Annotated in this window: 9 protein-coding genes; all 9 read right to left on the minus strand. The window is 40.4% G+C overall.

Annotation, left to right across the window (positions count from 1 at the left end; genetic code table 11):
• Positions 1-351: 351 nt before the first annotated feature.
• The 9 genes from BANVL01_RS14495 to BANVL01_RS14535 all read right to left on the minus strand — a co-directional run bounded on the left by BANVL01_RS14495 (position 352) and on the right by BANVL01_RS14535 (position 13,690).
• Entirely contained in the window at positions 352-2,247 is a 1,896-nt protein-coding gene (locus tag BANVL01_RS14495; RefSeq protein ID WP_066087297.1) for an ABC transporter ATP-binding protein, read from the minus strand.
• Positions 2,244-3,971: an ABC transporter ATP-binding protein gene (locus tag BANVL01_RS14500; RefSeq protein ID WP_066087294.1), complete on the minus strand. Its 1,728-nt coding sequence runs from the start codon at positions 3,969-3,971 to the stop codon at positions 2,244-2,246. The genes BANVL01_RS14495 and BANVL01_RS14500 overlap by 4 nt, the downstream gene beginning before the upstream one ends.
• Before the next feature lie 115 nt (positions 3,972-4,086).
• Complete coding sequence (locus BANVL01_RS14505; protein WP_066087291.1) at positions 4,087-4,557, minus strand: MarR family winged helix-turn-helix transcriptional regulator; 471 nt, start codon at positions 4,555-4,557, stop codon at positions 4,087-4,089.
• A 157-nt stretch (positions 4,558-4,714) separates the two neighbouring features.
• On the minus strand, positions 4,715-5,473 hold the full coding sequence (locus tag BANVL01_RS14510) for a YybI family spore inner coat protein (RefSeq protein ID WP_066087288.1): 759 nt from the start codon (positions 5,471-5,473) through the stop codon (positions 4,715-4,717).
• A 97-nt stretch (positions 5,474-5,570) separates the two neighbouring features.
• Positions 5,571-8,009: a DNA topoisomerase IV subunit A gene (parC, locus tag BANVL01_RS14515; RefSeq protein WP_066087285.1), complete on the minus strand. Its 2,439-nt coding sequence runs from the start codon at positions 8,007-8,009 to the stop codon at positions 5,571-5,573.
• Complete coding sequence (gene parE / locus BANVL01_RS14520; protein ID WP_066087281.1) at positions 8,006-9,985, minus strand: DNA topoisomerase IV subunit B; 1,980 nt, start codon at positions 9,983-9,985, stop codon at positions 8,006-8,008. The genes parC and parE overlap by 4 nt, the downstream gene beginning before the upstream one ends.
• Before the next feature lie 385 nt (positions 9,986-10,370).
• On the minus strand, positions 10,371-10,784 hold the full coding sequence (locus BANVL01_RS14525) for a CoA-binding protein (protein ID WP_066087278.1): 414 nt from the start codon (positions 10,782-10,784) through the stop codon (positions 10,371-10,373).
• A 68-nt stretch (positions 10,785-10,852) separates the two neighbouring features.
• On the minus strand, positions 10,853-11,704 hold the full coding sequence (locus BANVL01_RS14530) for a sensor histidine kinase (RefSeq protein ID WP_066087275.1): 852 nt from the start codon (positions 11,702-11,704) through the stop codon (positions 10,853-10,855).
• Positions 11,705-11,950: 246 nt separating this feature from the next.
• Positions 11,951-13,690, minus strand: coding sequence for a glycosyl hydrolase family 18 protein (locus BANVL01_RS14535; protein ID WP_066087273.1), 1,740 nt, complete (start codon positions 13,688-13,690; stop codon positions 11,951-11,953).
• Positions 13,691-13,733 lie beyond the last annotated feature (43 nt).

Here is a 13,733-nt window from a genome sequence, read left to right on the forward strand (position 1 = left end):
GTATCACTTTATTTTCTTAAAGAAATCCCTTTTAATAATTGTATTTACGAATTACTCCTATTTAAGTTCCAAAAACTATTTATTTATGCTTAATTTTACAACAAAACTATTAAAATTCATGATTTATATGCAAGTAATCTTCTTAATGGGCGAATCTTAACATTCACAGGTCGAATTCGATTTCTTAGAGTCATTTGCAATGAGAAGTAAACTACGCATTCTTCCACAGTCCATTGGCAAGTGAACTGACTATTTTACAAATCAGCCCCCCTTCCCTTCTCAGGGCTGTTCTTGTCTGACTTTATTAAAAAACAGCGCATAGGGAGACGCCTGCTCCCTATGCGCTGTCTATTATCCTGCATTTCTCTGATTACTTGTAAACTGACTATTATACAAATCAGCATAGAAACCGTCTTTTTCTAACAATTCCTCATGGGTTCCTTTTTCAATCACACTGCCATGATTCATCACAAGGATGAGATCAGCATCACGAATCGTTGACAACCGATGGGCAATGACGAAACTAGTCCGCCCCTTCATTAAATGATCCATTGCCTTTTGAATCTGGACTTCGGTACGAGTATCTACACTGCTGGTCGCTTCATCAAGAATTAAGATGGCCGGATTAGCGAGAATCGCTCGCGCAATTGTTAATAATTGCTTTTGACCTTGTGAAATATTAGAAGCTTCCTCGTTTAGAATCGTCTCATAGCCATCAGGGAGTGTGCGAATAAAATGGTCAGCGTTGGCCGCTCGTGCCGCCGCCACAATTTCATCTTCCGTTGCCCCTTCTCTACCATAAGCAATATTATCTCGAATGGTACTATTAAAGAGCCAGGTATCTTGAAGCACCATCCCGAACAAAGATCTTAGATGCTCCCTTTTCATTTCCCGAGTATCGACTCCATCAATTAATATTGTCCCAGAATCAATTTCATAGAAACGCATTAATAAGTTTATCAGTGTTGTTTTTCCCGCACCTGTTGGTCCAACGATGGCAACCCGCTGGCCCGGTTTCACAGCGATATTCATGTCATCGATTAAAGGTTCATTTTCCTTATAGCCAAAGGCAACATGTTCGAATGTTACTTCTCCCTTAGGTTCAGTAATCACTTCAGCAGCAACCGCTTCTGGCACCTCTTCCGTTTCATCTAAAATTTCAAATACACGCTCCGCACTTGCAATCGTTGACTGGATAACGTTTGCAATCGATGCTGTTTGTGCGATTGGTTGGGAAAATTGCCTTGCATATTGGATAAAGGCTTGAATATCACCAATTTTAATTGCATTTTTTGTTACCAATATACCGCCAACAACTGAGATAAGGACATAGCCAATATTATTAATAAACGACATTAATGGCATAATCATCCCCGAAACGAATTGCGCCTTCCAGCCCGATTGGTATAGCTTTTCATTGATTTCCTCGAATTGTTCAATTGATTTTTGTTCATGGCCAAATACTTTGATGACCTTATGACCGGTATACATTTCTTCGACATGCCCGTTAAGTTGGCCAAGAGATTTTTGCTGTCCTTTAAAAAACTGTTGCGACTTCTTGGCGATTTTTGCAATTGCTACACCACTAAGTGGGAGTGTCAAGATGACAATGAGTGTCATCAATGGACTAATCGATAGCATCATGATGATTACACCAATGATTGTGACAACCGATGTAATCAGCTGGGTCAAGCTTTGCTGTAAGGTAGTACTGATATTATCGACATCATTGACAGCCCGGCTGAGAATTTCACCATGTGTACGCGAATCAAAGTATTTTAGCGGCAGCCGGTTGATTTTTCCCTCGACTTCTTTACGCAGATTGTAGACCGTCTTCTGCGCTACACCGGCCATAATATAGCCTTGTAAATAAGCAAATATCGCACTGATAATATAAAGTCCAATTAGTAAAATAATTATTTGACCAATGTAGTCAAAATCTATTTTCGCCCCCGGAACACGATTAATCTTCATCATCAAACCTTCAAACAGCTTGGTTGTTGCATTACCCATGATTTTCGGGCTGACAATCGAAAATACGGTACTGATGATGGCTGTAATCAAAACAGAAATTAGCTGTAATTTATACGGTTTTAAATAGCTTACTAGTCTTTTTAATGTCCCTTTAAAATCCTTGGCTTTTTGAACAGGCATGCCCATGCCCATAGGGCCAAATCCCCCGCCGGGTCCAGCTTTTCGAGCTCCGGGATTTTGTTCATGTCCTTGGTTTTTGGAATCTTTACTCATGCGATTTCCTCCTCTGACAGCTGTGACATGACAATCTCACGATAAACTGCACTCGATTCCATCAGTTCCTTATGTGTGCCGATTCCCGTGATTTCCCCATTATCTAGGACAAGAATCTGATCTGCATCGATAATCGTGCTCACCCGCTGTGCCACGATTAAAACGGTTGAATCGCCAGTTTCTCCTTTTAATGCGCCACGAAGCTTAGCATCTGTTTTAAAATCCAATGCAGAAAAACTATCATCAAATATATAAATTTCCGGCTTCCGAACAAGTGCTCGGGCAATGGACAATCGCTGCTTTTGCCCGCCCGAAACATTTGTTCCCCCTTGGGCAATCGTGGCATCGAAACCATCAGGCATATCGGATATAAACTCATTTGCTTGAGCAATTTCCGCTGCATGCCTCACTTCGTCTTCAGTTGCATCCTCTTTTCCGTAGCGAATATTTTCTGCAATCGTTCCAGTAAATAGAACTGCTTGCTGCGGAACAAAGCCTATCTTTTCTCTAAGCTGTTCTTGCGTCATTTCACGAACATCGACACCGTCAACAAGGACATTCCCACTGTCGACATCATAAAAGCGCGGAATTAAATTAATAAGGGTCGATTTCCCGGAGCCGGTTCCACCAATAATGGCCGTTACCTCACCTGGATTCATGGAAAACGAAATATTTGAAATCGCCGGCATTTCAGCTCCAGGATAGCTAAAGGTTACATTTCTAAATTCTACCTGACCTTTTGCTCCCTTTCCTAAAACAGGATTAGCGGGATTCTTAATGTCAGCCACAGTATCAATTACTTCGTTAATTCTGACAGCAGATACCGATGCTCGTGGAATCATCACAAACATCATTGACAGCATAATGAACGAAAACATGATTTGCATCGCATATTGAATAAATGCCATCATATCGCCAACCTGCATATGACCATTGCTGATGCGAATGCCGCCAAACCAGATAATCGCAACAGTAGAAAGGTTGAGGACAATCATCATAATCGGCATCATCGCGGCCATTAGTTTATTTACCTTAATCGCTGTTTGCGTTAAATCCCAGTTTGCCGCGTCGAATCGCTTTTTCTCATGTTCCACACGATTAAACGAACGAATGACACGAATACCTGTTAAATTTTCTCTTAACACACGATTTAAATTATCCAATTTCACTTGCATCGCTTTAAAAAGCGGTATTCCTTTTTTTGCAATAATCACGATAGCGAGCACGAGAATGGGTAATGCCACGGCAAGAACTAAGGTTAATTTGGAATCCTTTGAATAAGCCATTATGATGCCTCCAATACACATCATCGGGGCCATGGCCATCATTCTTAGCATCATGACTAATACCTGCTGGATTTGGGTAATATCATTGGTAGTTCTTGTAATTAGTGAAGCAGTTCCCAGTTTATCAAATTCATGTAACGAAAAATCGCCCACATGGGAAAAAACCTTGGTACGTAACAATTTACCAAACCCTGATGCTGCTTTGGCAGAATAGAAACTGGCAGCAAGAGAACAAATCATCCCGCCTGCAGCAACGAGCAGCATAAAACCACCGATTTTCCAGATATAGGCCGTATCGCCTGTCACCACACCCTTATCGACAATATCGGCCATTAATGTTGGTAAATAGAGTTCAGCCAACGATTGCAACAGGACGAGGCCTAAAACGAAATAAATCGGTATTTGAAAGGGTTTTAGAAATCTGCTTAATTTTATCAAGTTGCATCAACTCCGTTTTAGATTGTTAATGAGTAAACAATACATTATAGTTATGAACTGAATATGAACAAAAAGTTTATTTCATTTTTTAGGGCTATTACGCTTTCGAATCCCGTTAGCGGCTCTGTTCATTAAAATAATGATGGACTTTATCGAGTAAATCAGCTAACTGCTCACTTTCCTCTTCACCTAAATAATCAATTAAACCAGTAAAGTTTTCGGTGAACCGGTTTTTAGCTCTAGCTGTTGCTTCCATCCCTGCTTGAGTAAGTTTAATTTTTACTGAACGTCTATCCTCTGGATCAACTGCTCGTTCCACTAGACCATCTTTTTCAAGGATATTAATGATTTGGGTAACGGTCGGCGGTGTAACTTGCAAGCGTTGACTTATTTCTGAGACCTTCATTTCTTCATTTTTCTCATTTGCACCTTGTTGAATCGCTGCGAGTACCTTGAATTCACTTGGATTATATCCGCCAATCTTCTTTTCGTGCCAACCTGTTTTTCTAAATTGCATGAACGCTTTGAGCAGGTTTTGCGCTGTGGCACTTTCGATATCCGCCACTATTATCACCTCAATTTTCATTTATAACCCTAATAGTTAGGTAACTTAATTATTTACATTGCTAAGTATATTCCTCACGAAGGCCGACGTCAATTTTTTTGAATAAAAAAAATAAACACAGGTGTTTTATCTGTGTTTATGAAACGGTTTGCTCGCACCAATTCAAATCAAAAACTTTTTAATGGGCTTTTACTTGCTTAACCTCGGTCCTTATTAGGTTCCAATGACCACGGTCATAATTCCAGGTGCTTTCGACGAGGGCGATTGTGTCCGCATTGGCAATTCCTGTTACCCTTTGAATACCCTTCAAGCCAATTTTTCCATTATCTAATTGAACAGGTTTTAGGTCGCTATATGGATTTACCGTTAATTCCGCCGGCTCATTTAATTTCCCTTTGAAGTAAAATCCTAGTTTTTTATAATAATTCATTCGATCCCTAAGATTAAACTTATAAGTTTTTCCCGTTTGCACCAGCTTAATTTCGGCTTTATAGCCATCTAAAAATTTTGTGTTCATCTCTAGCGGCTCAGGTAAGGGCAGATCGGAGTGAATGAAATTCTTTAAGGAGGATAAAGAATTAATTACAATTCCACCGCTTCCTCCTGTTTGAACAGTTGAAAATATCTCCTTCATTCCATCATTGTTTAAATCAACCAGCTGAATTGACGCTTTTGAACCACTCTCTAGTGGAAAGGTAAACAATTTCCCGTTAGATGCGGCTACCTCTATATAAATTTTTTTCAAAAAAGAATCATCCTCTTGATATGGAACACCCTTTAATAGGATCACTTCGTCTATTCCGTCCCCAGAAATATCCTCTTTCTCTTCTGAAATCGTAATGACCTTCGTATTTTCACCAATTGCATACACACCCGTTATTGCCGTTAGCGATATGAGAAAAAACAAAACAATAACCAGCAGCAGCTCTTTTTTCATCTTATTCCCCTCCATACTCTGTTACTTGTCAGTATGTCCATTTTTGGTAAAAAAGATGAAAAGACTCCCTAAAAATTTAGAGAGTCTTTGCGAGAGATTATTCACTTGGATTTTCTGGTGCTGCTACTTTCCAAACGGTCGTTACTTTCCCGTTTTCTCCTTCATCAAGGATAAACGAACCATTTGAGTAGCGGTCACTGAAGTGTATTTCCGCCGTTTTAAGGGCTTCAATGTAGCCTTTATCTGTCTGGATAAAAACAACGTCCTCGTCATTGGCCACTACAAAGCCCATGATGCGATGCGGATTTGATTTGAGTTCCCTTAGGATTACGACACCACGCTTAGCGCGAGTTGTCTTTTCAAACTCTTTTAATTTCATCCGCTTAACAGCACCACGCTGTGTAGAAATAACAATTGTTTCGTTATTATCCGGAGTAAGAATTTTACCACCAACAACAAAATCGCCGTCTTTTAAGTTCATTCCTTTTACACCTGCAGCGCGGATACCAACAATACTTATTTCAGCTTCATGGAACCAGAGGGCGTACCCATAATGGGAGATGAAGAAAACTTCCATAGATCCATCGGTGAGGTGAACATCAATGACTTGATCGTCATCCTTAAGATTTATGCCAACAAGAGGTTTCGAATACCGCTGTGCTTTATAGGCTTTTAGTTCTGTTTTCTTGACCATGCCATTTCTCGTTACAAAAACCAAGAACGCTTCTGTTTCAAAATCTTTCACTGGAATGGCTCGGATAATTTCCTCATCACGTTCAATCGGAATGATATTTGCGACATGCTGTCCAAGGTCCTTCCAGCGGATATCCGGCAGTTCATGAACAGGGCAGAATAGATAATTGCCCTTATTTGTAAACAGGAGAAGAACATCCTTTGTATTCATATCGAGTTGTGCTAACAGACGATCAGATTCCTTCATTGCTGGGTCCTGACCATTTGATGCAGCAAAAGAACGCTGACTTGTCCTTTTCACGTAACCTTGTTTCGTTACGGTTACAATCACATCTTCACTAGGTACCGTCACTTCGAGATTTATTTTTAATTCTTCAATTTCAGCTTCAATCTTGGATCTGCGCTGATCAGCAAAGCGCTTTTTCACGTCTTTTAATTCTTTCTTTATAACGGAGAAAAGCTTTTTCTCACTAGCTAAAATGCTAGTCCACTCTTCAATTTTCTTCGCTAATTCTTCCGATTCCTGTCTTAACGCGGTAATATCAGTGTTTGTTAAGCGATAAAGCTGTAAAGAGACAATAGCTTCAGCCTGCGGCTCAGTAAACGCGAATTTGGCAATTAAATTGTTCTTTGCATCGCGTTTGTCCTTTGAAGCACGGATGGTGGTAATGACCTCATCAAGGATGGATAAAGCTTTCATTAATCCTTCAACAATATGCTGGCGTTCCTTCGCTTTACTTAGCTCAAATTCCGTTCTTTTTGTCACCACTTCTTTTTGGTGTTCGATATAGGCATCAAGTAATTCACGAAGGCCCATTAATTTCGGACGCTTTTTATAGATGGCAACCATATTAAAGTTGTAAGCCACTTGAAGATCACTATTTTTATATAAATAATTTAAGACACCTTCTGCATCGGCATCCTTTTTTAACTCAATGACAATCCTGAGGCCTGTCCTGTCCGTTTCATCACGAACCTCAGAAATTCCTTCAACTTTACGGTCGAGACGAAACTCATCCATTTTTCTGACGAGATTTGCTTTATTGACTTCATACGGAATTTCCGTGATGACAATTTGCTGCTTCCCGCCCCGCAACTCTTCAATGTCTGCTTTGCTGCGAATAATGATTTTGCCTTTACCAGTTTCATAGGCTTTCTTAATACCATCAATCCCTTGAATGATACCGCCTGTCGGGAAATCTGGACCTTTGACGATTGTCATCAGTTCATCGACAGATGCACCCGGGTTGTCCATTCTCATGATTACTCCATCAATGACTTCTCCCAGATGATGTGGTGGGATATCCGTAGCATAACCAGCAGAAATTCCCGTCGAGCCGTTTACAAGCAGGTTCGGAAACATCGCTGGCAAAACAGTTGGTTCCTTCGATGTATCATCAAAGTTTGGAATAAATTCAACGGTATTTTTCTCGATATCACGTAAGAGTTCTGCTGAAATCGCTGATAATCTGGCTTCTGTATAACGCATCGCAGCTGGCGGGTCACCATCGACGCTGCCGTTGTTACCGTGCATTTGCACGAGGACATTTCTAACCTTCCAGTCTTGACTCATTCGTACCATTGCCTCGTATACTGACGAATCACCATGTGGATGGTAGTTACCGATTACGTTACCGACGGTTTTAGCTGATTTACGGAAGCCTTTATCAAAGGTATTTCCCTCGAAATGCATCGCATAAAGAATTCTTCGTTGAACTGGCTTTAAGCCGTCACGAGCATCAGGAAGCGCACGCTCTTGAATAATATACTTACTATATCTGCCAAAACGATCACCTATGACATCTTCTAGAGGTAGGTCGCGGAATTTTTCATTTGCACTCATCCTTCAGATCCCTCCTCGGTGACCGTAATATTTTCATTTTCTAAAATGGTGTCATCCTCTTCTAAACCAAAGGCGACATTATTTTCAATCCACTTCCGGCGTGGTTCGACCTTATCTCCCATCAGGGTTGTTATTCGACGTTCTGCCCTTGCCACATCATCGATTTTCACACGAATGAGGGTACGTGTTTCTGGATCCATGGTTGTATCCCAAAGTTGGTCAGCGTTCATTTCGCCAAGTCCTTTATAGCGTTGGATAATATAGCCTCTGCCAACCTTATCGATTGCACCCTGCAGATCGTCATCATTCCAAGAATACTCAATTACTTCTTTCTTCCCTGTCCCTTTGCTCACTTTATAAAGTGGCGGCAGGGCAATAAACACTTTTCCTGCTTCTAGTAGCGGTTTCATATATCGATAGAAGAACGTTAGTAATAAGACCTGAATATGTGCTCCATCTGTATCGGCATCGGTCATAATCACGATTTTATCGTAATTGATATCGTCGACATTAAAATCTGTACCGACTCCACCGCCAATCGCATGGATAATCGTATTGATTTCTTCATTTTTAAAAATATCGGCCAGCTTGGCTTTTTCCGTATTAATTACTTTACCTCGAAGTGGCAGCACAGCTTGAAAGCGACGGTCACGCCCCTGTTTGGCAGAGCCGCCTGCAGAATCACCCTCGACCAAATAAAGTTCATTTTTTTGTGGATTCCGTGATTGAGCCGGTGTCAGCTTCCCTGAAAGGACCGCATCCGTGCGTTTCCGCTTTTTCCCGCTCCGCGCGTCCTCCCGCGCTTTTCTAGCAGCCTCTCTTGCTTGATAGGCTTTTATCGATTTTTTTATGAGGAGCGAGCTAATATCAGGATTCTCCTCAAGAAAATAAGTGAGATGCTCGGAGACGACCGCATCGACGGCTGATCTCGCCTCACTTGTTCCCAATTTACCTTTCGTTTGCCCTTCAAATTGGAGCATTTCTTCAGGGATTCTGACGGAGATAATCGCCGATAAACCTTCACGAATATCGGTCCCATCAAGGTTTTTATCTTTGTCTTTTAGAAAGGAAACTTTACGGGCATAGTCGTTAAATACCCTCGTCATCGCTGTTTTTGCCCCAGCTTCATGTGTACCGCCATCTCTCGTGCGGACATTGTTAACAAACGATAGGACATTTTCTGAATAGCCATCATTAAATTGAAAGGCAAAATCCACTTCAATCCCATTTTGAGCACCTTCGAGACTGATTACTGGACTAAGGATATCCTTCTCTTCATTTAAATATTCAACAAACGCTTCAATGCCATTTTCATAATGAAATGTTTCATGAAGGCTATTGCGGTCATCGATGATTTCAATTTTTAATCCTTTTAACAAGAAGGCCGACTCTCTTAACCTCTCACATAAGGTTTCAAAATTATAAGTGGTTACCGAAAAAATCGTAGGATCGGGTTTAAAATGAATCGTTGTTCCCGTTTGGTTGGTTTTGCCGATTTTTTCGAGTGTCGTTACCGGTTTACCGCCATTTTCAAAACGCTGCTCATAGATGAATCCGTCCCTTTTAATTGTGACGATTAACAATTCTGATAAGGCATTGACGACAGAAGCACCAACACCGTGCAAACCGCCGCTTGTTTTGTAACCGCCCTGGCCAAACTTTCCGCCTGCATGCAGTATCGTTAAAATGACCTCAGGTGTCGGTTTCCCCGTTTTATGCATACCGGTCGGCATTCCGCGTCCTCTATCAATAACGCTAATTGAATTATCTTTGTGTATTTTTACAATGATGTGATCACCAAAGCCGCCAAGTGCTTCATCGACAGCATTGTCGACAATCTCATAAACGAGATGGTGGAGACCGCGTGAGTCGGTACTGCCAATGTACATTCCTGGGCGCTTTCTAACCGCCTCAAGTCCTTCTAGTACCTGTATGGCATCATCATTATAATCAAATGCTTGCTGATTCCTTGCCACTAAAATACCCCTTTCATACCTTACAAAACAACCTTCTAAATTGCTGTAATTGCTGCTTATATAAATGATTCGTTCAAAAGAGAATAAAGGCGGTGTGTGCAGCGCTAAAATTTACTATCCAAATGGTAAATGTTATTTCGCTTTGATTAGATACACTGATCCATTATTGCAACACTCCGCCCCTTTTCCACAAATAGGAACTAATGTTTGCCACTTTCATTTTATCACATTTACTTGCGGCGTCTATGCTTTATTGTAGCGATTTATTTTGATTTGGCAAATACGAAATTTGAAACAACCTCATTTTGAAATTTATTATTGGGGCATTTTAGCCGAAAAAAAAGAAAAAACTGCCAACTAATAAGCAGTTTTTCCTAAGGACACTTTATCTTGTTAAAGAATGTTCGACCTTTATACAGCGGTCCATAACGACCGTATATCCCTTTTCCTTTAAGAACTCATAAGCGGATTCGTTGGCAAGACCCAGCTGGGCCCAAAAGACGTCTGCATCAATCTTGTCAAATTCCTTTGCTACATCAAACAATTGCTCAGAGCGGCGGAAAACGTTAACAATGTCCACGTGGCCTTCAATGTCCGTTAAGGCTGCAACAGCTTTTACGCCAAGCGCTTCATCGATTGTCGGGTTTACTGGAATAATTTCATAGCCTGCTTTCTGCATGATAGCAGATACTTGATAGGAGGTGCGTTCCGGATTATTACTTAACCCAACGACTGCAATTCTTTTTGCTTTATTTAAAATAGCGCCAAGTTCTTCGCGGCTTGGATTTTCAATTGCCATGGTAACCACTCCTTAGGTTGTTTTCTTTATTTTACCTTTTTCCGATTAAAAAAGAAAATAAAGCGATTTTAAACCGTTAGGAGTTCTTGTTCAATCGCAGTGGAAACTTTCGGCACTGATAGAATGAAACGCGCGCCGTCTCCTGTGTTTTCTGCCGATACACTCCCATTCATATTCTCAAGAATCATCTTCGTCATATAAAGCCCGAGACCTGTTCCTTGAGACCTTGTCGTAAAATAAGGATCGAATACCTTTTTAAGGAGTATTGGCTCGATTCCACCTGCATTATCAATGAATTCCGTTTTTATAAATTTGCCACTTTCGCCAATTTTAATTGTTAATTTTCGATGGCTAATATCTCTTTGGACAAATGCGTCACGGGCATTTGTTAAGATATTTAGTACCACCTGGCTATATTCATTTGGATAGCCATAGGCCATCTGTTGTCCCCTATATTCAAATTCCACTTGAATTCCATGGTTTTTCAGACTCAAAGAAAAAATCGACAATGCCTCTTCAATTGAATCTCCGACGGAAAAAATGGATTTTTCCTTATTCGGTTTATAGAACTTCCGAAAATCATTTATCGTACGAGCCATATGTTGAATCTGCTGCATGCTTTCCCTTGTGAACCTATCAATGTAATGATCGTCAATCTCGCCATACTCAAGTGCCTCTCTTACATCATGCATCATTAGAGATAAATTGTTTAATGGTTGACGCCATTGATGCCCAATACTCGCAACCATTCCACCCATAGCCGCTAGTCTAGATTGTTCAATCAAAATAGTGTCTTTCTGTTTATTCTTTACCACCTCTTCCTGGAGTCGTTTTTCTAAATAGCGATTTTGCTGCACAATTAACTCATACTTTTTTGCTAATTCTTGATCGTTCTTTTCACCTTCCGACAGATCTTTCAAAAAGCTCACCCCCTAAAATAGATTGAAAAATTATTAGATAAACCGACCATGTGTTATATTCGCAAGGCCGTTCTTTTTGTTATTTATTTGATTTTAACTAAATTATAGGGGCTTTATACACGGCTTTCAACGAGTTAACAAATGGTTTGAAAATTCTCCATATTTTCGTAATAAAATTGACGATTTTTGTTCTCACTTTTGAAGAAAAAAATAACGAACCGGCTAAGCGGTCCGTTATTTTTTCTTTTATTTTTGTGTCAAGGCCTTAGCTGCCTTTAAATCTAAGGCCGTCCAGGCTGTTTGGTCGCCAAAAAATCTTGACCATGTCCCAACACCAGCTAGTTCATATTTTACAGCTAGAGCCGCTCGTTTTTGCAATGATAATTCATCCTCTAGCCAAATTTTATAGGTTGCTTTCTCGGCTTCATCATAATATTCTGCATAGTTTTGACCGCTTTCTTCATCATTAGCAGGAGTCAGTCCTTTTTCAGCCAGCCATGTTTTCACTTGATCCATTGCTAGTGCCTTTGCCGTTACTTCCGTCGTCCCATCCGCATTAGTTTGTTCCTTCCATAGCCTTGCATATAAGGGAACACCAAGGACAAGCCTTTCATTGGAAACCTCTGACAACAGATTTTGAAGGTTTCTTTCGACCCATGGCAGACTTGCCACGCTTCCAGCCCCTGACGAAGCCCCTGTATGTTCATCATAGGCCATAACAATCAAATAATCGGCTATTTGTGCAAGTTTAGGTCTTTCATAGAAGGAGGACCAGTTGTTGTTATCACCTGCAGAAAAGGTGATATCCATTGATACGACAAGGCCTGCATCATGAAGGTATGGTGCCGCCTCTCTCATGAACTGCGTAACAAAGGGTCCATCCTCTTGATTTACGTTTTCAATATCAAAGTTGATTCCTTGCAGCTGATACATTTGACTAAAATGGAGCAATTGCCGGATAATGGTTTGCCGCGTTTCAAAGTCTTTAAATGCTTCATGTGTAAGTTTGGGATCAAATGAATTGGAAAACACGCCCCACACTTGATAACCCTTTGCCTGTGCCCATTTACTAAAATCCAGTGAAGCTAGATTTTTGATTGAGCCATCACTGCCTGCAAGCGAAAACCACGTTGGCGAGATCACATTTACACCATTCAAATCAGCTATTTTAGTAGTATCAGGGTTTTTCGTGTAAACTGCTTCCCATGTTAACTGAATCGGACCATTTAACTTGGGCATTTGAAACGTTTTGCTTTCACGGCTAATTTTGACTTTAACGGTGTCTTGCTTAGAAACATAGTCTTTTTTGAGGTAACCACCTATTCCATTTGCTTTCCTGACTAGATAAAAGTCCTCCTTGACACCTTCGATAGTGACAGCTTCATTTTTTGTCATTTCGGCCGTATAAGGCGACCGCCAAGTCGGTTCAGTTCGCAATCTTAGCATTTCTTTATTGATATCCTTATTTATTAATCTGCCATTCTCGTATTGTTCTCCATCTTTTTGAATCCAAATGGCCGTGCTATCAGGCAATTTCTTATACTGGATGGGATAAAAGGAGAGAATCGGATCGAGTGCAATGAAAATTTCACCTTTTCTCGAGATGATCGGTGATAATTGTAAGTCGACCGTCTTTTGATTCACATAATAGGTTAGTGAATCTGTTGGCATTTGCACTACTTTATCTTTGGTTGTAATGATAACCGATTTTGACTTTTCATCATAAATCACGCTTTCGTCGATGTTCTCCTGCATGAATGTTATTGGAACAAATAGAGTACTTCCTTCCATTAAGGCATTCCCTTTCTGAATCCCAGCAAAAAGAATCGGATGTTCACCTTGAAAGTATACTTTTTTATCTGATGATGCAAACGGATATAATATTAGGAATATGGAAGAAAGTATAAGCAAACAAGCACCTATTAATCCCCCGATAATCCACTTCATTGAACCTTTTTTACTTTTATGAAAGATAACTCTTGCCATGATTCCCTTTCCCCCTTATTTTCTTATCGTAAAGTATCCGATT

Source organism: Neobacillus novalis NBRC 102450, assembly GCF_001591805.1.
Lineage (GTDB): Bacteria > Bacillota > Bacilli > Bacillales > Cytobacillaceae > Neobacillus > Neobacillus novalis.

Coding starts and splice junctions, on each gene's coding strand:
- parC (WP_066087285.1), bottom strand. CDS start 8,009: ATGAGTGCAAATGAAAAATTCCGCGACCTACCTCTAGAAGATGTCATA.
- BANVL01_RS14505 (WP_066087291.1), bottom strand. CDS start 4,557: ATGAAAATTGAGGTGATAATAGTGGCGGATATCGAAAGTGCCACAGCG.
- BANVL01_RS14495 (WP_066087297.1), bottom strand. CDS start 2,247: ATGAGTAAAGATTCCAAAAACCAAGGACATGAACAAAATCCCGGAGCT.
- BANVL01_RS14510 (WP_066087288.1), bottom strand. CDS start 5,473: ATGAAAAAAGAGCTGCTGCTGGTTATTGTTTTGTTTTTTCTCATATCG.
- BANVL01_RS14525 (WP_066087278.1), bottom strand. CDS start 10,784: ATGGCAATTGAAAATCCAAGCCGCGAAGAACTTGGCGCTATTTTAAAT.
- BANVL01_RS14535 (WP_066087273.1), bottom strand. CDS start 13,690: ATGGCAAGAGTTATCTTTCATAAAAGTAAAAAAGGTTCAATGAAGTGG.